The sequence below is a fragment of the Mesorhizobium sp. C277A genome (assembly GCF_040324395.1).
GTDB lineage: Bacteria > Pseudomonadota > Alphaproteobacteria > Rhizobiales > Rhizobiaceae > Mesorhizobium.
The window spans coordinates 575,842-593,889 of record NZ_JAMYVW010000002.1; the positions used below are offsets into that span (position 1 = coordinate 575,842).

General features: G+C 62.8%; 19 protein-coding genes and 1 tRNA gene. 12 read left to right on the forward strand and 8 right to left on the reverse strand.

Annotated features, from left to right (window positions below; translation table 11 throughout):
* Window position 1: 1 nt before the first annotated feature.
* Genes NKK52_RS02800 through thrC form a run of 3 tightly spaced genes read right to left on the reverse strand, consistent with a single transcriptional unit; the run spans window position 2 to window position 3,317 of the window.
* On the reverse strand, window positions 2–598 hold the full coding sequence (locus tag NKK52_RS02800) for a GNAT family N-acetyltransferase (protein ID WP_023668403.1): 597 nt from the start codon (window positions 596–598) through the stop codon (window positions 2–4).
* A gap of 14 nt (window positions 599–612) precedes the next feature.
* Complete coding sequence (locus NKK52_RS02805) at window positions 613–1,905, reverse strand: M16 family metallopeptidase (RefSeq protein WP_023685431.1); 1,293 nt, start codon at window positions 1,903–1,905, stop codon at window positions 613–615.
* 14 nt (window positions 1,906–1,919) lie between these two features.
* Window positions 1,920–3,317, reverse strand: a complete 1,398-nt coding sequence (gene thrC, locus NKK52_RS02810) for a threonine synthase (protein ID WP_031204368.1) — start codon at window positions 3,315–3,317, stop codon at window positions 1,920–1,922.
* A gap of 128 nt (window positions 3,318–3,445) precedes the next feature.
* Between thrC and NKK52_RS02815 the strand changes: the two genes are divergently transcribed.
* The 7 genes from NKK52_RS02815 to NKK52_RS02845 all read left to right on the forward strand — a co-directional run bounded on the left by NKK52_RS02815 (window position 3,446) and on the right by NKK52_RS02845 (window position 6,726).
* Entirely contained in the window at window positions 3,446–4,177 is a 732-nt protein-coding gene (locus NKK52_RS02815; RefSeq protein ID WP_031204370.1) for a hypothetical protein, read from the forward strand.
* 199 nt (window positions 4,178–4,376) lie between these two features.
* Entirely contained in the window at window positions 4,377–4,700 is a 324-nt protein-coding gene (locus NKK52_RS02820; RefSeq protein WP_023668399.1) for an ArsR/SmtB family transcription factor, read from the forward strand.
* Entirely contained in the window at window positions 4,697–5,122 is a 426-nt protein-coding gene (locus NKK52_RS02825) for an SRPBCC family protein (protein ID WP_023685434.1), read from the forward strand. Before NKK52_RS02820 ends, NKK52_RS02825 begins: the two co-directional genes overlap by 4 nt.
* A 57-nt stretch (window positions 5,123–5,179) precedes the next feature.
* Window positions 5,180–5,572: a VOC family protein gene (locus tag NKK52_RS02830; protein ID WP_023668397.1), complete on the forward strand. Its 393-nt coding sequence runs from the start codon at window positions 5,180–5,182 to the stop codon at window positions 5,570–5,572.
* A 25-nt stretch (window positions 5,573–5,597) separates the two neighbouring features.
* Window positions 5,598–5,819 (forward strand): hypothetical protein, encoded by a 222-nt coding sequence (locus NKK52_RS02835; RefSeq protein ID WP_023668396.1) that lies wholly within the window; start codon window positions 5,598–5,600, stop codon window positions 5,817–5,819.
* Between the two features lie 3 nt (window positions 5,820–5,822).
* Window positions 5,823–6,281 carry a DUF1801 domain-containing protein gene (locus tag NKK52_RS02840; RefSeq protein ID WP_023685435.1) on the forward strand — a complete coding sequence of 153 codons (459 nt, stop codon included), beginning with the start codon at window positions 5,823–5,825 and terminating at the stop codon, window positions 6,279–6,281.
* Window positions 6,282–6,294: 13 nt separating this feature from the next.
* Window positions 6,295–6,726 (forward strand): DUF1801 domain-containing protein, encoded by a 432-nt coding sequence (locus NKK52_RS02845; RefSeq protein ID WP_023685436.1) that lies wholly within the window; start codon window positions 6,295–6,297, stop codon window positions 6,724–6,726.
* Window positions 6,727–6,731: 5 nt separating this feature from the next.
* Here NKK52_RS02845 and NKK52_RS02850 read toward each other — a convergent pair whose 3' ends face one another.
* The gene (locus NKK52_RS02850) at window positions 6,732–7,418 is read right to left on the reverse strand and encodes an HAD family hydrolase (RefSeq protein WP_023685437.1); all 687 of its coding nucleotides are present in this window, start codon (window positions 7,416–7,418) and stop codon (window positions 6,732–6,734) included.
* A 187-nt stretch (window positions 7,419–7,605) separates the two neighbouring features.
* Between NKK52_RS02850 and NKK52_RS02855 the strand changes: the two genes are divergently transcribed.
* Window positions 7,606–8,739 (forward strand): site-specific DNA-methyltransferase, encoded by a 1,134-nt coding sequence (locus NKK52_RS02855; RefSeq protein WP_023668392.1) that lies wholly within the window; start codon window positions 7,606–7,608, stop codon window positions 8,737–8,739.
* Window positions 8,740–8,958: 219 nt separating this feature from the next.
* On the opposite strand, the gene NKK52_RS02860 is transcribed toward NKK52_RS02855, so the two are convergent.
* Together NKK52_RS02860 and mutY are read right to left on the reverse strand one after the other, a co-directional pair.
* Window positions 8,959–9,570 carry an HAD family hydrolase gene (locus NKK52_RS02860; RefSeq protein ID WP_023685438.1) on the reverse strand — a complete coding sequence of 204 codons (612 nt, stop codon included), beginning with the start codon at window positions 9,568–9,570 and terminating at the stop codon, window positions 8,959–8,961.
* Window positions 9,571–9,592: 22 nt separating this feature from the next.
* The gene (gene mutY, locus NKK52_RS02865; RefSeq protein WP_023685439.1) at window positions 9,593–10,714 is read right to left on the reverse strand and encodes an A/G-specific adenine glycosylase; all 1,122 of its coding nucleotides are present in this window, start codon (window positions 10,712–10,714) and stop codon (window positions 9,593–9,595) included.
* A gap of 50 nt (window positions 10,715–10,764) precedes the next feature.
* On the opposite strand from mutY, the gene NKK52_RS02870 reads away from it, so the two are divergent.
* The 4 genes from NKK52_RS02870 to NKK52_RS02885 all read left to right on the forward strand — a co-directional run bounded on the left by NKK52_RS02870 (window position 10,765) and on the right by NKK52_RS02885 (window position 17,238).
* The gene (locus NKK52_RS02870; RefSeq protein ID WP_023687168.1) at window positions 10,765–11,271 is read left to right on the forward strand and encodes a DUF721 domain-containing protein; all 507 of its coding nucleotides are present in this window, start codon (window positions 10,765–10,767) and stop codon (window positions 11,269–11,271) included.
* A 167-nt stretch (window positions 11,272–11,438) separates the two neighbouring features.
* Window positions 11,439–12,167 carry a DsbA family protein gene (locus NKK52_RS02875; protein WP_023692056.1) on the forward strand — a complete coding sequence of 243 codons (729 nt, stop codon included), beginning with the start codon at window positions 11,439–11,441 and terminating at the stop codon, window positions 12,165–12,167.
* Window positions 12,168–12,236: 69 nt separating this feature from the next.
* Window positions 12,237–15,695, forward strand: coding sequence for a chromosome segregation protein SMC (gene smc / locus NKK52_RS02880; RefSeq protein WP_352628219.1), 3,459 nt, complete (start codon window positions 12,237–12,239; stop codon window positions 15,693–15,695).
* A gap of 1,234 nt (window positions 15,696–16,929) precedes the next feature.
* Window positions 16,930–17,238, forward strand: coding sequence for a hypothetical protein (locus tag NKK52_RS02885; RefSeq protein ID WP_023684610.1), 309 nt, complete (start codon window positions 16,930–16,932; stop codon window positions 17,236–17,238).
* 117 nt (window positions 17,239–17,355) lie between these two features.
* Here the strand turns inward: NKK52_RS02885 and NKK52_RS02890 are convergent.
* Together NKK52_RS02890 and NKK52_RS02895 are read right to left on the reverse strand one after the other, a co-directional pair.
* A tRNA-Gln gene (locus NKK52_RS02890) sits at window positions 17,356–17,430 on the reverse strand.
* Window positions 17,431–17,540: 110 nt separating this feature from the next.
* Window positions 17,541–17,885, reverse strand: a complete 345-nt coding sequence (locus NKK52_RS02895; protein WP_023670692.1) for a VOC family protein — start codon at window positions 17,883–17,885, stop codon at window positions 17,541–17,543.
* Window positions 17,886–18,048: the final 163 nt, after the last annotated feature.

An 18,048-nucleotide genomic window follows, 5' to 3' on the forward strand; every position in this document is an offset into this window, starting at 1 on the left:
ATCAGTCCTTCGTTCCAGCGCCCGGCGGATCGTCCGCGATCCGGGCGTAGAGGTAGTGGTCCTGCCAGATGCCGTTGATCCTGAGGTAGGATCGCAGAAGTCCTTCGCGCCGGAATCCGGCTTTTTCAAGCACGCGGATCGACCGGACATTGTCGGGAATACAGGCAGCTTCGATCCGGTGCAACCTCAGCGTATCGAAGGCGAAGCGGCAGACCACCTTGACCGCGTCGGTCATCAGGCCGCGGCCGCCGAACCGCTCCCCGATCCAGTAGCCGACATGGCCGCTTTGCGAGACGCCGTGGCGGATATTGCCGAGCGTAATGCCGCCTGCAAGCTTGCCGCTCGCCTTCTCGAAGATGAAGAAGGCGATGGCGGTTCCCTGCGCATAGTCTTCGCGGTAGCGGCCGATGCGCAGCCGCCAGGCGGTGCGGTCGAGTTCATCGGGCGTCCAGCGCGGCTCCCACGGTTCGAGGAAGGCACGGCTTTCGCCGCGCACCGCCGACCATTCGCGATAGTCGTTGGTGTAGGGCACGCGCAGCATGACCCGGTCGCCTTTCAGTGCCGGCAGGTCACGGCGAAAGAAAGGGAGCGCGAACACCGGCGCTTGAAGGCTTAGACGGCGAGCTTGCGGGCCGTGGTGTGCGTGCCCGCAAGCGAATCGAGAATCGCCTCATAGGGCGCGAGCGTACCCACCGGTCCAACCGCAGTCAGCGTCGGCTTGGTCGAAAACAGCCGGGACGAAAGGTCGGTCAGCCGCTCGACGGTCAGCGCCGACAGCCGTTCCATCAACTCCTCCTTGGCGATCGGCCGGCCGAACAGAAGCAGCTGCCTGGCGATCTGCGAGGCGCGGCTGGCCGGGCTTTCAGCCGACATGATCAGGCCGGCGCGGTATTGCGCGCGGGCGCGGTCGAGCTCTTCCTGAAGGATATTCTCGCCGGCCTTCTGCAGCTCGTCGATAATGACCGGAACCAGTTCGGCAATGTCGCTCTGCCCGGTCGCGGCATGAACGCCGAAGATGCCGGTATCGGAAAAACCCCAGTGGAAGGCATAGACCGAATAGCACAGGCCACGCTTTTCGCGGACCTCCTGGAACAGCCGGGACGACATGCCGCCGCCGAGGATCATCGACAGCACCTGCGAAGCGTAGAAATCGCGCACATGATAGGCTCGGCCTTCGAAGCCGAGCACGATCTGCGCGTCCATCAGGTCGCGATCCTCGCGGAAATCGCCGCCGACATACTGCGCATATTGCGGCAGGGTGCTGTCGGACTTGCTGCGGAAACCGCCGAGCTGCTTTTCGACCTCGCGCACGAAATTGTCGTGCTTGATGTCGCCGGCCGCCACGATCACCATCTTCTCGGCGCCATATTGGCGCTCGATGAAATCATGCAGCTGTTTGGAGGTGAAGGATTTGACGGTTTCCGGCGTGCCGAGGATCGAGCGGCCGATCGTCTGGTGGCGGAAGGCGGTCTCGGTGAAACGGTCGAAGACGATGTCGTCGGGCGTGTCGTGCGCGGCGCCGATCTCCTGCAGGATCACATGCTGCTCGCGCTCCAGTTCCTCTGGGTCGAATTCGGACTCCTGCAGGATATCGGCAAGGATATCCACCGCCAGCGGCACATCGTCGGACAGCACCCTGGCGTAATAGGACGTCGTCTCGACTGATGTGGCGGCATTGATCTCGCCGCCGACATCCTCGATTTCCGAGGCGATCTCGAAGGCCGTCCGCCTTTTCGTACCCTTGAAGGCCATATGCTCGAGCAGATGGGCCATTCCGTGCTCGTCGTCACGCTCATTGCGGGCGCCGGACTTGACCCAGGCGCCAAGGGCAACGGATTCGAGGCTTGGAAGGGTTTCGGTGGCGACTGTCAGGCCGTTCGACAGACGGCTTACCTCAACACCCATATGGCAAGTACTCCCTAACGCGCTGCCCTTGAGTGGCGGCTCACGTAATCTTCCACCATTTTCAGGTCGGATGGAAGTACCGTGTACTTTTCGTCGGCTGACATCAAGGACCCCAGCCATGCGGGCAGGGCCGGCGACACGCCGCAGGCGGCTTCGACCGCGGCCGGGAACTTGGCCGGGTGCGCCGTGCCCAGCACCACCATCGGCACTGCACCGTCAGCCTTGCCGGCGGCGAGATGCACGGCCGCGGCCGTGTGCGGATCGAGCAGATAATTGCTGGATTCGAGCGTTGAACGGATGGTGGCGGCAACCTCGTCCATATCAGCGCGTCCGGCGTCGAATTCGGACCGCATCCGGTCGATTTCTGCGGTTTCGATGGTGAAGGCGCCGGATTGCTTGAGGCCGGCCATGTAACGCCGCACCGTCTCTGCGTTACGGTCGCAGGCCTCGAACAGCAGTCGCTCGAAGTTCGACGATACCTGGATGTCCATCGATGGCGACGTCGTCGCAAACACACCCTTGGTGCGGTATTCACCGGTCGCGAAAGTGCGCGCCAATATGTCGTTGTCGTTGGTGGCGACGATCAGCCGCTCGATCGGCAGGCCCATCTTCTTGGCGGCGTAACCGGCGAAAATATCGCCGAAATTGCCGGTCGGCACGGTAAAGGAGACCGGCCTGTCCGGCGCGCCGAGCGAAAGCGCCGAGGAAAAATAATAGACGATCTGGGCCATGATGCGGGCCCAGTTGATCGAATTGACGCCCGACAGCGACACGCGATCACGAAAACCATGATCGTTGAACATATCCTTCAGCAGGCCCTGGCAATCGTCGAAATTGCCTTCGATCGCCAGCGCCTGGACGTTGGCGGCAGTCGATGTCGTCATCTGCCGCTGCTGCACCGGCGAGACGCGGCCATGCGGGAACATCACGAAAATGTCAGTTCGATCGCGGCCGGCGAAGGCATCGATGGCGGCGCCACCAGTGTCACCCGAGGTCGCGCCGACGATGGTGGCGCGCTGGCCGCGCTCAGTCAGCACATGGTCCATCAGCCGGGCAAGCAGCTGCATGGCAACGTCCTTGAAGGCCAGCGTCGGACCGTGGAAGAGCTCGAGGATGAACGTGTTGGCGCCGGTCTGCACCAGCGGGCAGACGGCCTGGTGGCGGAAGGTGGCATAGGCTTCTCGCACCAGGCGCTCGAAGACGGGTGCGGCGATCTCGCCGCCGAGGAAGGGCGTCAGCACGCGGATGGCGAGGTCCGCATAGGGCAGGCCGCGCATGGCGCGGATCTCGGCTGCCGAAAACTGCGGCCATGTCTGCGGCACATAAAGCCCGCCGTCGCGGGCCAGCCCCGCCAGCACCGCATCGGCAAATCCAAGCACGGGCACATCCCCGCGGGTACTCACATAGCGCATCGTCAAAGGTCCATTGCTGCCGCCGGTTTCATCCACGGCAATTGGTTAATTTTCCGAGCCGCCTCAGTCGCATTTTTGCCGTGGCGTTGCTATACGTCACCAACTTTGCGAGAGGGAAGTGCAGTTTCATGGCGTTTCATAGGTTCAACCGTCGCTTTGTCGCGGGTCTGGCGCTAACGGGCTTTATGCTTGCCGCCGCCGGTTGCCAATCGAGCGACAATGGCATCCTCAATCTCGGTTTCGGCAAGAAGACCGACCCGAATGCGCCAATACCGCCTCAGGATCCCAAGGTTCTCGCCAGCCAGTTGCAGGCCTACTGCCCGAAAGTGACGGTGCGTGACGGCACCGCATACTTCAATACCTACGCCAAGGGCGCGCCGCAGCCGAAAAAGAAAAAGGCTGATGCAACACAGGATGCCGAGGCCGCTGCCGCCGCGCAGACGGCGCCTGACGGCTCCATCGTCGATCCGAACAAGGATCCGGCCAAGATCATCTACCAGGCCTCGATCAGCGATGTGAGCCGCGATTGCAGCCGTGCCAACGGCCAGTTGACGATGAAGGTTGGGGTTGCCGGCAAGATCGTGCCGGGACCGCTGTTCGCCCCCGGCACCATCACCATGCCGATCCGCATTGCCGTCATGCACGGCCCCGACGTACTTTATTCGCAGATCCACCCCTATCAGATCCAGGTCAGCGATCCCTCGACCGCCACCCAGTTCGTGTTCACCGATCCCAACGTCGTCGTGCCCGAACCCTCCGCCCGGGATTACACTGTCTATGCCGGCTATGACGACACCGCGCCGGCGGCGGCGGACAAGAAGTCCGGCAAGAAAAAGAAGCGCGCTCCCGCGACGAACTAAGCGCCTGGGCGCCGTCGCTGCTGCGACGGTGCCGGTCAACTCTTTGAAAGATCCAAACGATCCGATCGTAATCCTGCAGGCGTGCGCCTGCGGCAGGTCGCGTCTGCGCTTTAATCTCGATCCATTCCGCCAGCGCACTTGACTCATCCATATCCCGGCGGTTATACGTCAATCAATAGCTCGCAGGTTATTGATCCCGATGCCGGACGCCCACGATACTTTGTTCAGAACGCTTGCCGACCCGACTCGGCGGGCCATCTTCGAGCGCTTGTGCCGCCAAGGTGAGCAGACCGTGGGGGCGCTGACGGCGCAGTCCGGGGTCTCGCAACCAGCGGTGTCGAAGCATCTCGGCGTCCTGAAGCTGGCCGGCCTGGTGCGTGACCGCCACGCCGGACGCCAGACCCACTACAGCGCCCAGCCCGCGGCACTTGGCCCGCTGACCGACTGGACAGTTCAAATGACTGGATTCTGGGAGAGCCGCTTCGATGATCTCGAGAGCCTGCTGAAAAGGATGGACCAGTGAGCAATCCCGAGCTGCGCACCGTCGTCGTCGAACGTGAAATATCCTGGCCGGCGGAGAAGATCTGGCGCGCGTTGACGCAGCCGCATCTGATTGAGGAATGGCTCATGAAGAACGATTTCAAGCCTGTCGTCGGCCACAGCTTCAATCTTCGCGGCGACTGGGGCGGCGTGCTCGACTGCGAGGTGCTGGCCATCGAGCAAAACAGGACGCTGTCCTACAGCTGGGATTTTGCGCATGAGGATGCCGCCTACAATCTGACGAGCGTGGTGACGTTCACGCTCACACCCACGAGCTCGGGAACCCATCTGCGCGTCGAGCAGTCGGGCTTCCATCCGAGCCAGAAGCAGGCCTATGGCGGCGCCAGGGCCGGGTGGCAGCAATTCCTCACCAAGCTGGAGCAGATCCTGGCGAAGCCGGATTGAAGCCTGCCGGTACCATGCCCTGATCGCGGGGCACCGAATGCAAAAAGGAGTAAATCGATGAAGATCAAGCTGACCAGCGTCTATGTGGACAACCAGGACAACGCACTGCGCTTCTACACCGACGTGCTGGGCTTTGCCGTGAAGGCCGACTTCAGCAATGGGCCTTTTCGTTGGCTGACCGTCATCTCACCCGATGAGCCCGAGGGAGCCGAGCTACAGCTGGCGCTCAACGACAACCCGGCCGCCAAGGCCTACCAGCAGGCCATCTTCAAGCAGGGGCAGCCCGCGCTCATGCTGTTCACCGACGACGTCAAGGGTGATTACGAGCGCATCAAGGGACGCGGCGGTGCGTTCGCCATGGCGCCGACAGAAGTGACCGGCTCGACTATCGCCCAGCTCAACGACAGCTGCGGCAATCTCATCCAGATCACCCAACTGGCGCGTTGGTAGGCGCTGGTTTCAAGAGGAAGTTGCAATGAACTTGAGCAAATGGATACGTCAAACCCATCGTTGGCTGTCGATCATCTTCACGCTGACCGTGGCAGCCAATTTCATCACCATGGCGTTCGGGCAACCTCCGGCCTGGGTGGTCTATTCGCCGCTGCTGCCGCTATTCCTGCTGCTGTTCAGCGGCCTCTATATGTTCGTGCTGCCTTACGTCGCGAGATCGCGTGGCGAGCAGGGCGCGCAAGGGTAGGACATGGCCAAGGCGCCGGGAAAATCGAAGGTCGCAAAACCGGCCCCAGACAAGCCGGAAAAGCCGGTCCTGCTTTCGGGCGGCAACCCGCAGATCCCTAAGGTCTATGGGGACGCTCCGGTGCAGGTATATATTGCCGCCATGCCGGGCTGGAAAAGCGATGTCGGGCGCCGGATCGACGCACTTATCGTCAGCGCCGTCCCCGGCGTCTACAAGGCGGTGAAGTGGAACTCACCTTTCTATGGCATCGAGGGGGACGGTTGGTTCCTCAGCCTGCATTGCTTCACCAGATACGTCAAAGTCGCCTTCTTTCGCGGCACGTCGCTCGATCCTGTGCCTCCCGGCGGTTCCAGGCAAAAGGAAGTGCGGTATCTCGACATCCATGAAGGCGAAGAGATCGACGAAGCCCACTTCGCCTCCTGGGTGAAGCAGGCCAGCCGATTGCCCGGCGAGAAGATGTGAACGGAGGCAGACCATGAAGATCAGCATGTCGAGCAAGGACGAGGGAGGCGCCTCTGCCTCCGAGCGGATAGATGCCCGAATCCGGGAGCTGGACGATTGGCGGGGCAAGACGTTGGCCAGCCTGCGCAAGACCATCCTCGACGCCGACCCGGAAATCATCGAGGAGTGGAAGTGGATGGGCAGCCCGGTATGGTCACGCGACGGCATGATCGCCGTCGGCAACGCTCACAAGGACAAGGTGAAGCTGACCTTTTCTCACGGCGCCAGCCTGCCGGATCCCGACAGGCTGTTCAACAACGGGCTCAACGGCAAGGTGTGGCGCGCCATCGATGTGTCGGAGGGCGGCGTGATCGATGCGGATGCGCTGAAAGCGCTCGTCCGCGCCGCGATTGCCTACAACAGGGCTAAGAAGAAACCGGCCAGGTCGGCCAAAGCCAAGGGCTGATCGGTTCAGGCGTCCGACCACTCCGACAGAGCGGCAATCACACTTTTCAGTTCGGCCCAGCGGCGGATGACGGTTTCGGCTCCGGCTTCGGTCAGCACATCGGCATGGCCGGGATAGCTGTGCGCGGCGCCGGTGAAGCCGATCACGCGCATGCCGGCGGCCCTGGCGCCGGTGACGCCGTGCACCGAATCCTCGATGACGAAGGTGTTTGCCGGATTGGCGTTGAGTTGCTCCGCCGCAATCAGGAACACATCCGGCGCGGGCTTGGTTTTCTTGCTTGGTATTTCCAGCGCTGAAAAAATCCGGCCGGCGAAGAACGGCAGCAGGCCCACTTTCTCGAGCATGAACTCGATCCGCTCCAAGCGTGAGTTCGAGCAGACGCAGCGCGGCGCGGTGACCGCGGCGACCGCCTCGCGCACGCCGTCGATGGCGCGCACGTCGCTGCGCAGTTTGCGGTCGACCAGCTCTTCGGCCCGGTCGATCATCGAGGCCTGGAACGGGATGGCGGATTTTTGCTCGACCCGCATCATGATGTCCTTGAAGGTCAGTCCGGCATAGGTTTCGGCGTATTCCTCAGCCGAAATTTCATATCCGGCCAAGGTCAGCAATTCGGCCTCGACGCGGGCTGCGATGATTTCGGAATCGACGAGCACGCCGTCGCAATCGAAGATGACAAGATCTGGCTGGGGCATGGCAATCCGAACGAGGAGGGTGATGGAGGCCCGGCAAGGCTCAAGCGGCGCGACATACACCAACGGGCCGGGCTGCGCAAATTGACGACGTCAGGGCTGCCTAGACCGTTGCGTCCTTCACCGAATATTTACGCTGATCGGTAACCATAACGGGGAGTAAACAGTAACGCGTGCCTTGGGTGTAAAAATGTCTGCCGTGCGTCTTCTCGCCGACCTCTCCCACGCCCCCCAGCAATCCGAGTGGCTGGACACGATCCTCAAGGGCGATTGTGTCGCCGCGCTCGACCGGCTGCCGGAAAAATCCATCGACGTCATCTTCGCCGATCCGCCTTACAATCTGCAGCTCGACGGCGATTTGCACCGGCCCGACCAGTCCAAGGTCGACGCCGTCGACGATGACTGGGACCAGTTCGAGAGTTTCGAGGCCTATGACGCCTTCACCCGCGCCTGGCTCCTGGCGGCACGCCGCGTGCTGAAGCCGAATGGCACCATCTGGGTTATCGGCTCCTACCACAACATCTTCCGCGTCGGCGCCAAGATGCAGGATCTCGGCTTCTGGATCCTCAACGATGTCGTCTGGCGCAAGACCAACCCTATGCCGAATTTCCGCGGTCGCCGCTTCCAGAACGCGCATGAGACCATGATCTGGGCTTCGCGCGACCAGAAGGGCAAGGGCTATACCTTCAATTACGAAGCCATGAAGGCATCGAACGACGACATCCAGATGCGCTCCGACTGGCTGTTCCCGATCTGCACTGGCGGCGAGCGGCTGAAGAACGACAATGGCGACAAGCTGCATCCGACGCAGAAGCCGGAAGCGCTGCTCGCCCGCATCATGATGGCCTCGACCAAGCCGGGCGACATCGTGCTCGACCCGTTCTTCGGATCCGGCACAACCGGCGCCGTGGCCAAGCGGCTTGGCCGCCATTTCGTCGGCATCGAGCGCGAGCAGGCCTATATCGACGCCGCCAATGAGCGCATCGATGCCGTGCGGCCGCTGGAAACCGCCGATCTCACCGTGCTCACCGGCAAGCGCGCCGAGCCGCGCGTCGCCTTTGTCAGCCTCATCGATACCGGGCTTATGCAGCCCGGCGCCACGCTTTACGATGCCAAGAAGCGCTGGTCGGCCAAGGTACGCGCCGACGGCACGGTGGCGATCGGCGACAGCGCCGGCTCGATCCACAAGATCGGCGCCGAAGTGCAGGGCCTGGACGCCTGCAATGGCTGGACCTTCTGGCACTATGAGCGCTCGGGCGGCCTGACCCCGATCGACGAACTGCGCCGCATCGCCAGGCTCGGCATGGAACGGGCAGGGGCTTGAGATTCAAGGTTTAAATTCGGCGCTCTACGACGGCCCCCCTCTGCCCTGCCGGGCATCTCCCCCTCAAGGGGGGAGATTGCTGTCATCAACGCTTTCGCCAATTTTTGATCTTGCAAGGTGAGAACGGCCGCAGCGGCTGCTGATCTCCCCCCTTGAGGGGGAGATGGCCGGCAGGCCAGAGGGGGGCGCCATAGAGCGTTACTTCGGCCCTCCGCGCATTCACACCGCGATCCCATACCCCGCAAGATCTGCCCGCAGCGTTTTTGCATCCGTGAACAGCACCGACTGCCAGCCGGCGGCCCTGGCGCCATCGACATTTCTGGGGCTGTCGTCGATGAACAGCGTGGCTGACGGTTCGAGACCGAACGCGGCGACGTGATGGTCGTAGATGGCGCGGTCGGGCTTGATCTCACGGATATCGGCCGACACGGTCACGCCGCGCGGGCGGCTAAGGAAATCGAAGCGCAGTCTTGCCTCGGCAAGCGTGTCGGCGGCGAAGTTCGTCAGCATGGTCACGTCGCGGCCGCTCTCGATCAGGCCGAGCATGATGGCGACGCTGTCCTCATAGGCATGCGGCACCATGTCGTTCCAATAGCGCCGGAAATTGCGAATGTTTTCAGCATGATCCGGGTAATCCGCGATCAGCAGCGCTTCCGCCTCTTCCCACGTCCGGCCACGATCCTGCTCGATGTTCCAGTCATGCGTGCAGACATTGTCGAAGAACCACTTGCGCTCTTCGGCATCGGGAATGAGGCGGCTGAACGGAATGTTCGGATCGTAGTGGAGCAAGACGCGGCCGATGTCGAACACGATATGGCGGATTTCAGTCATTTCTGGCCTTTCAAAGCGAATGCTAGTCAATTGGGCGGTGTTTTTTGGTTGCGCCCGGTATCGCTGCTTCGATGACCTTTTTCATGACGGTCGGCAGCGCTTCTCCGGAAATGTCATGGGCCAGCGACCAGAAATGCCCTTCCGGCGCATCACTTTTCACTTGAGCGTGAAAAACTTCGAGCTCGAGCGCGAAATGGGTGAAGACATGCGCGATCTCTCCAGCGCGCCGCCAGTCGGCAGGGAAGGGCGCTGCCTCCGAAGTGGTTGCACCGTCGATCCGCGCTGTCCAACCTGTGGTCGGCACCTCGGTCATGCCGCCGAGCAGGCCCTTGTCAGGCCGCTTGCGCAACAGGATGGCGCCGTCGCCGCGCTCGGCGACGAAGGCGGCACCCCGCCTGAGTGGTTTGTCGACCTTGGGCAGGCGGACCGGAAAGCGCTCGGGGTCGCCGGACAGGATGGCGCTGCAATCCTCGCGCACCGGGCACAGCATGCAGCGCGGCCGTCTTGGCGTGCAGATCGTGGCGCCAAGGTCCATCATTGCCTGGGCGAAGTCGCCCGGCCTTGTCTGCGGAACCAGTCTTGCGACGAGCGCGCGGATTTCAGGCTTTGCCTCGCTGAGCGGCGTTGCGATCGAATAGAGCCGCGAGATGACACGTTCGACATTGCCGTCGACGACCGCCGCCGGACGGTCGAAGGCGATCGCCGCGATCGCCGCCGCCGTATAGGCGCCGATCCCCGGCAATTCCCTCAATCCCGTTTCGTTGTCGGGAAAACGGCCGCCCTGGCTCGCAACCAGATCGGCGCAGGCCTTGAGGTTGCGCGCCCGTGAATAATAGCCGAGCCCGGCCCAGGCCTTCATCACATCCTCGGCCGGCGCAGCCGCCAGCGCCTTCACATCAGGCCATTTCTCGACAAAGGCGCGAAAATAGGATTTTACCGCTTCGACCGTGGTCTGCTGCAGCATCACTTCCGAAAGCCAGATGCGATAGGGGTCCGGCCGTGCACCGCCGGCCGCGGCGTGCGGCGTGATCCGCCACGGCAGTTCGCGATGGTGCGCGTCGTACCAGGCAAGCAGACGCGCGGCGATCTCTCCCGATAGAGTTGGTCCGGATGCGGCCTTGCGGGTCTGTTCGTGCAGTGCCATTGATCGCGGGCTGGCTCTAGGCTGGTGAGGAGCGTGGCTGGAGAACGTACATGGCAGGGAGAACGCCTTACGGCAATCCCGTTCCGGTGAGCGATCTCGCGACCGCGATCCTCGACCCCGTGCTGCGCAAGCGGGCCGGCATTTCGATCGGGCTGGTGCAGTCATGGGAAGAGATCGCCGGCCCCAGGCTCGCCGGCCATTCGCGCCCCGAAAAAATCCAGTGGCCGCGCCGCATGCATGAGGACGATCCGTTCGAGCCGGCGGTGCTGGTCATCGCCTGCGAGGGCATGGCCGCGCTGCACCTACAGCACGAGACCGGCGAGATCATCAACCGCGTCAATGCCTTTCTCGGCTTCAACGCGATCGGCAGGATCCGGATCGTGCAAAAGCCGGTGCTGAGGGACAAAGCCCGGCCGAAACCGACGCCGAGAGCACTGACTTCTGTCGAAAAGGCCAAATTGTCCGATACCGTCGGCAAGATCGAGGATGAAGGCTTGCGCGCCTCGCTGGAGCGTCTTGGCGCCACAATTCTTGGCCAAAGGAAGCGGCCAAGGTAATCAACCGGTAATCAGTCGGTCATGAACGCGTCATCTATCTCGCGCATTCGTGATCCTGCATGTAGAGTTTGGCGATTGGAATGGGGACGGCGATGCCTTAATTCCCGCCAACTCTCGCCTTTTCTAGCCTTTGCGTTGCAAAATCAAACCACAGTCAGGTGATTCGCATGAACCGTAGCTTGTCCCGCAGAAACCTCCTGTCTTCGCTGGCCGTCATTCCGGCAGTGGCTATGCTCGCCGCATGCAGCGATTCAGGCGAGGATGCCAAAGCAGCGGATGTGAAGCCTGCGGCTCCCGCGCCTGCTTCGACGCCTGCCACTCCGGCCGCCGTCAAGGTCCCGGAGTCTTCCGGCAATGTCGACATGGCCGAACTGCTGAAGCCCGGCGCTTTGCCCGACAAGCAGCTCGGCAAGGATGACGCCAAGGTCACCATCGTCGAATATGCTTCGATGACCTGCCCGCATTGTGCGCATTTCGCCGCGACCACCTTCCCTGAGTTGAAGACCAAATACATCGACACCGGCAAGGCGCGTTACATCCTGCGCGAATTCCCGTTCGATCCGAGCGCCGAGGCCGGTTTCATGCTGGCGCGCTGTTCGAAGGACAATTATTTCCCGATGGTCGACGTGCTGTTCAAGCAGCAGGCCAACTGGGTGGGCGTCAACAATACCAAGGATGCGCTGCTGCAGATCTCCAAGCTCGCCGGTTTTACACAGGAGTCCTTCGAGGCCTGCTTGACGGACCAGAAACTTCTGGACGATGTGAGATCAGTCCAGAAGCGCGGCGCCGATGAATTCAAGGTCGACTCGACACCGACCTTCTTCATCAACGGGAAAACCTACAAAGGTGCGATGTCGATTGAGGAAATATCGGCCATCATCGACCCTCTGCTCTGACGTCCAGGCGGCGCCGGAGCGACTGCGCTTCGGCGTCAGCGCACCTTTGTGCCTTCCAGGCAGTCGCGAATGAAGTTTTCGCGCCTTCGCCTCCTCGGCTTCAAGTCCTTCGTCGAACCCGGCGAGTTCGTCATCGAACGCGGCCTGACCGGCATTGTCGGGCCGAATGGCTGCGGCAAGTCGAACCTTGTCGAGGCGATGCGCTGGGTGATGGGCGAAAGCTCATACAAGAACATGCGCGCGTCCGGCATGGACGACGTGATCTTTTCCGGCTCGGGAACGCGCCCGGCCCGCAACACCGCCGAAGTCACGCTGTTCCTCGACAATAGCGACCGGACCGCGCCCGCCGCCTTCAACGACGCCGATGAATTGCAAGTGTCGCGCCGAATCGAGCGCGAAGCCGGCTCGCTCTACCGCATCAACGGCAAGGAAGCCCGCGCCAAGGACGTGCAGCTTCTGTTCGCCGACCAGTCGACCGGCGCGCGCTCGCCTTCCATGGTCGGACAGGGCCGCATCGGCGAACTGATCCAGGCCAAGCCGCAGGCGCGCCGCGCGCTGCTCGAAGAGGCCGCCGGCATTTCCGGCCTGCACACGCGCCGTCACGAGGCCGAGCTTCGGCTGAAGGCGGCCGAACAAAATCTGGAACGGCTGGACGATGTCGTCGGCGAACTTGAGAGCCAGATCGAAAGCCTTAAGCGCCAGGCGCGCCAGGCATCGCGCTTCAAGAACCTGTCGGCCGATATCCGTAAGGCGGAAGCCACGCTCTTGCATCTGCGCTGGACTTTGGCCAAAACCCAGGAGGGCGATGCGCGTTCGGCATTGGCGGTTGCCACAGCTCTGGTCGGCGACCGCGCCGCCGCCCAGATGGCTGCCGCCCGTGAGCAAGGCGTCGGCGCCCACCGGCTGCCCGATCTGCGCGATGCCGAGGCCGCCGCGGCTGCCGCCTTCCAGCGCCTGTCGATCGCCAAGGCTCAGATCGAGGAGGAGGCTGGCCGCATCCGCGCCCGCCAGGCCGAACTGGAGCGCCGGCTGCAGCAGCTCGACGGCGACATCGCCCGCGAGGAGCGCATGGTGCGCGACAATGCGGATATTCTTGAGCGCCTGCGCGAGGAAGAAGCGACACTCAACTCCGAAAATGCCGGCGCCGCCGAGCGCGAAGCCACGACGCGGGCCGCTTTCGAGCAGGCCGGCGCAACGCTTGTCACAAGCGAAGCAAAGCTCGCTGCGCTGACCGCCGAACGCGCGGAGGCTGCCGCCTCGCGCAATCAGATCGAGCGCACGCTGCGCGAAAACGCCGAACGCCGCGACCGCTTTGCCCGCCAGCTGGCCGACGTCGACCGCGAATTGTCCGAAATTGTGTCGAAGGTTGCGGGCTTGCCTGACCCGGCCGAAAAACGTGCTCTGGTCGAGGACGCGCTCGCCCGGCTGGAGGAAGCCGAGGCCGGCGCCATTGCTGCCGAACAGGCGGTCGCCGAGGCGCGCGCCACCGAGAGTGCCGCCCGTCCGCCGCTGCAGGATGCCAGGGCCGAACTCGCCGGCATCGAGACCGAAGCCCGCACGCTGGCCAAGATCCTCAATGCCGCCAGCGGCGATCTTTTCCCGTCGGTGCTGGAGCAACTCAGCGTCGAACGCGGCTATGAGACGGCCCTTGGTGCTGCGCTTGGCGAGGACCTCGACGTGCCGCTCGACCGCAGCGCGCCGGTGCATTGGGGCGAAAGCCAGGTTCAACCAGGCGATGCGGCCTTGCCGGAAGGCATCAAGAGCCTCGCCAGCGTGGTGCGCGCGCCTTCGCAGCTTGCCCGCCGACTGGCGCAGATCGGCATTGTCGACGCGGCTAATGGCCGCCGCCTGCAGACGCTGCTTGCGCCCGGCCAGCGGCTGGTCAGCCGCGATGGCGCGCTGTGGCGCTGGGACGGGCTGACCGCCAGCGCCGATGCACCGACCGCGGCGGCGCAAAGGCTGGCGCAGAAGAACCGGCTGGCCGAGCTCGATGCCGAGGCGGTGCAGGCGGCGCAGATCGTTCGCGAGGCCGAAGCCGCCCTTGCCCAGGCCGAACAGGCGCTGCGCCAGGCGAGCGAGGCCGAACGCAATGCCCGCCAGGCAGGGCGCGATGCCCAGCACGGCCTGGACGCCGCCCGCAACGCCTTGGCCGAGGCCGAAAAGGCCGGCGGCGAATTGGCAAGCCGCCGCGCCGCGCTCGACGAGGCGCGCGCGCGCATCGTCGACAGCCATGAAGAGACGGCCGCCGCCTTCGCCGAGGCCGAAATGCTGCTGCAGGACGCCCCCGATCTCGGCGACCTGCAACTTCAGCTCGAACAGACCGCCGCCAATGTCAGCCGCGATCGCGCAACCTTGGCCGACGCGCGTGCCGTCCATGAAGGCCTGCGCCGCGAAGCCGAGGCGCGCACGCGCCGGCTCGATGCCATCGGCGCCGAGCGCAGCAACTGGCTGCAGCGGGCCGAAAACGCCTCGACCCAGATCGCCTCTCTCGGCGAGCGCAGGGCCGAGGCCGAGGCCGAGCGCGAAACGCTGGCCGACGCCCCCGACGAGATCGACGCCAGGCGGCGCGCGCTGCTGTCGCAGCTGACCGAGGCAGAGACCTTGCGCAAGGCGGCCGCCGACCGCTTGCAGGAGGCCGAGAACAAGCAGGCCGAGCTGGACAAGGCCGCCACCGCGGCGATCCAGTCGCTGGCCGATTCCCGCGAAACCCGCGTCCGCGCCGAAGAGCGTTTGACCGCCGCCGATGAGCGCCGGCTCGAGGTCGAGGCGCGCATCCAGGAAACGCTGAACACGCCGCCGCATCTGGTCATTCGCCATACTGGCCTGGAAGCCGACAGCCCGATGCCCGAAATGGCCGAGATCGAGCGCCAGCTCGACCGGCTGAAGGTTGAGCGCGAGCGGCTCGGCGCCGTCAATCTGCGCGCCGAGGAAGAGCAGAAGGAATTGTCGGACCGGCTGGAGGCCATCGTTTCCGAGCGCGAGGACATCATCGAGGCAATCCGCAAACTGAGGCAAGCGATCCAGAGCCTGAACCGCGAAGGCCGCGAACGGCTGCTTGCCGCTTTCGAGGTGGTCAACGGCCATTTCCAGCGGCTGTTCTCGCATCTGTTCGGTGGCGGCACGGCCGAATTGCAGCTGATCGAATCCGACGACCCGCTCGAAGCCGGGCTCGAAATCCTGGCCCGTCCGCCCGGCAAGAAGCCGCAGACCATGACGCTGCTGTCCGGCGGCGAGCAGGCGCTGACGGCGATGTCGCTTATCTTTGCCGTGTTCCTGACCAATCCGGCGCCGATCTGCGTGCTCGACGAAGTCGACGCGCCGCTCGACGATCACAATGTCGAACGCTTCTGCAACCTTATGGACGAAATGGCCGCGACCACCGAGACGCGCTTCGTCATCATCACCCACAACCCGATCACGATGGCGCGCATGAACCGCCTGTTCGGCGTGACCATGGCCGAGCAGGGCGTCAGCCAACTGGTCTCGGTCGATCTGCAGGCCGCCGAGGCGATGCGCGAGGCGAGCTGACGCAGCATGCTTTGTTGATTTCGTCGGCGATGGCGTCGATCCGACTGTTGCAACAGGACCGTCGCCCTTGCGACCTGCTTGCGACGCGCATTCTGTAAGGTTCGAAGAGAAGGAATTTAAGCACCACCTGAGAGCGAACGCCAAAGCCCACATGCAAAGCGCCCGGCCAACGCGAAAGCGATGCCTATAAGGCACAGATGGCAATAGGCTCCGACCGCAATTCAGCTGCCACGTTTATCGGAAGCCCAGGAAGCTCAGTATCGCAATCACGATAACGACTGCTCCGATGAGCCAGATTATGTTGTTCACCGTATCTCTCCCGAACTAGTTGCTGGGAGTGAACTCGTAAGAGCCTACTAATGTTCCCGCATTTTCTGCGTCGAAACAAAATGGCGGCCATCGCTTCGTCGATTGCCAGACCAAGGTCCGACCAGGGTATGACTGAAGTCCTGACGTCGGAGCCATAGGCCTGAAGGCGGGCAACCTATGCCCTCCCGATACATTGGAACCGGGCTGCCGAGCATGAGTCCCTTCATCGGTGGTCAATCGGGTGCCCGCCATTCCTGAGAGGTTAGCGGGCACCCGATTGTCGTGACACCGCCAACGCGTGCGTTTCAATAGCGAGGCTAACAGTGACCTTTGTCCAGAGATCTGTGCGTGACGGCGCCACCCGACCCGCAAACGACAACGACAGTCCTGCGGAAGTTTCTTCCGTTCTTGACCTCATACCATCGGCTGACGACGACAACGTCGCTGAACTTGTCAGGCGAACAGAGCGCCTGGCAATCGCAGTGGTTATCGGAATCGCGGTTCTGCTGATCTTGGCGCCGGTGGTTTACCTTGCACTTTCTTACGGGATCTGAGACGGCCCGACTTAGGCGATCTAAGATGGCCTGATTGGTCGTATTCTCGTAAATCTGAAAAGTTGTGCCGACAGTCCTCCTCGCAAGACAAGTGTTTCCCGTCACATAAAGGAGATCGAACGCGACGACATAGAATGGTCGTGCGCAGCGCTGCTTTGTCGAGTTGCGTAACCTTGGTGGCCGGCTTGAAAGGGCGTGCTCACCAGAATTTGCCAACAAGAGCTGTTGTCGCAATTCCTTCCTTCACACGCCGTGTTGCGCGGGAGCAGCCGTCACTGATCGCGCCCGTGGACCGACGACGCTACTCGGAACCAAAGGGATGGGACGCGGTTATCCCCGCGAAGGGATAATTAGCAGGTGGAGATATTACAATGAAAACAATGATCGTGAGCGCCTTGGCGCTGTTCATTGCCATGCCGACGATAGCTCCGGCAGCCGAAGCTGACGTGGTCATCACGACCCACCATCGACATCATCACAGGAGCGTAAAGGTCATCAATGACCAGGGTCAACGCCTTCATCACCGCAGACACGGCACGGTTGCCTTCTACGACCACGGCCGCAGACATCATCGCCGGGATACGGTCATCGTGACCGGCTCGATCGAGCGCAGCCATCATCGCCATTATCGACATCATCGGCATCATCCCGTCGTCATCCAGGACGACAACGATTACTGATCCTCTCCGCACGGCCCCGGCTCTGTCAACGGAGTCGGGGTCGCGTGGGAGTCAGATAGCTCCTGACGGCAGCCATCGATAAGGTCGGTAAATCATTGATTCCAAAGGCATGTGATTTGGCTGGGGCGCCAGGATTCGAACCTGGGAATGTCGGTACCAAAAACCGATGCCTTACCACTTGGCGACGCCCCAGCAAGCGAGCTTTGCCCGTTGCGCGCGGCCTTATAGGACGAGCGGCACGAAAGCTCAATGCCGAGTTGGCCACTGTGCAAAACTGATCCACCGCTTGGCGCGGGGGCGCGCTATTCGCCCCAGACCGCCAACTCGTTGCCAGCGGGATCGGTGAAATGGAACCGCCTGCCGCCCGGGAACGAGAATATCGGCTTGACGATCGTGCCGCCGGCGCTTTCGACAACGTCGAGCGTTGCTTCCAGATCCTGCGAATAGAGCACCGGCAATGGTTTCGCCGGCGCCTCCGCCGCATCGGCCTGGAAGCCGCCATCGAGCCCTTCGCCGAAGGCCGAATAGGTCGGCCCGTAATCGGTGAACGACCACGAGAAGGCGGCGCTGTAGAAAGCCTTGACGCTGTCCAGCGTCGCGCCGGTCGCGGGCAGTTCGAGATAGTCGAGTTTTCCGTTGAGTTTCATCACGCTGCTCCCAACTTGTTCCCTATATGTTCTATATCCTGGGCAGCGATCCGGCAAGTCTTTTCGACGCAGCTTTTGCTTAATCGATTGTAGTCGCCGGGCTTCGCTGCCACACCTTGCCTTTCGCACTGCAGCATAATAACGCTCGGGTCGGAGCGCGGGG

Bases quoted from the DNA above. Each gene is read 5' to 3' on its own strand.
- NKK52_RS02805 (WP_023685431.1), bottom strand. From the start codon at position 1,905: ATGGGTGTTGAGGTAAGCCGTCTGTCGAACGGCCTGACAGTCGCCACC.
- thrC (WP_031204368.1), bottom strand. From the start codon at position 3,317: ATGCGCTATGTGAGTACCCGCGGGGATGTGCCCGTGCTTGGATTTGCC.
- NKK52_RS02815 (WP_031204370.1), top strand. From the start codon at position 3,446: ATGGCGTTTCATAGGTTCAACCGTCGCTTTGTCGCGGGTCTGGCGCTA.
- NKK52_RS02820 (WP_023668399.1), top strand. From the start codon at position 4,377: ATGCCGGACGCCCACGATACTTTGTTCAGAACGCTTGCCGACCCGACT.
- NKK52_RS02830 (WP_023668397.1), top strand. From the start codon at position 5,180: ATGAAGATCAAGCTGACCAGCGTCTATGTGGACAACCAGGACAACGCA.
- NKK52_RS02835 (WP_023668396.1), top strand. From the start codon at position 5,598: ATGAACTTGAGCAAATGGATACGTCAAACCCATCGTTGGCTGTCGATC.
- NKK52_RS02840 (WP_023685435.1), top strand. From the start codon at position 5,823: ATGGCCAAGGCGCCGGGAAAATCGAAGGTCGCAAAACCGGCCCCAGAC.
- NKK52_RS02845 (WP_023685436.1), top strand. From the start codon at position 6,295: ATGAAGATCAGCATGTCGAGCAAGGACGAGGGAGGCGCCTCTGCCTCC.
- NKK52_RS02850 (WP_023685437.1), bottom strand. From the start codon at position 7,418: ATGCCCCAGCCAGATCTTGTCATCTTCGATTGCGACGGCGTGCTCGTC.
- NKK52_RS02855 (WP_023668392.1), top strand. From the start codon at position 7,606: ATGTCTGCCGTGCGTCTTCTCGCCGACCTCTCCCACGCCCCCCAGCAA.
- NKK52_RS02860 (WP_023685438.1), bottom strand. From the start codon at position 9,570: ATGACTGAAATCCGCCATATCGTGTTCGACATCGGCCGCGTCTTGCTC.
- mutY (WP_023685439.1), bottom strand. From the start codon at position 10,714: ATGGCACTGCACGAACAGACCCGCAAGGCCGCATCCGGACCAACTCTA.
- NKK52_RS02870 (WP_023687168.1), top strand. From the start codon at position 10,765: ATGGCAGGGAGAACGCCTTACGGCAATCCCGTTCCGGTGAGCGATCTC.
- NKK52_RS02875 (WP_023692056.1), top strand. From the start codon at position 11,439: ATGAACCGTAGCTTGTCCCGCAGAAACCTCCTGTCTTCGCTGGCCGTC.
- smc (WP_352628219.1), top strand. From the start codon at position 12,237: ATGAAGTTTTCGCGCCTTCGCCTCCTCGGCTTCAAGTCCTTCGTCGAA.
- NKK52_RS02885 (WP_023684610.1), top strand. From the start codon at position 16,930: ATGAAAACAATGATCGTGAGCGCCTTGGCGCTGTTCATTGCCATGCCG.
- NKK52_RS02895 (WP_023670692.1), bottom strand. From the start codon at position 17,885: ATGAAACTCAACGGAAAACTCGACTATCTCGAACTGCCCGCGACCGGC.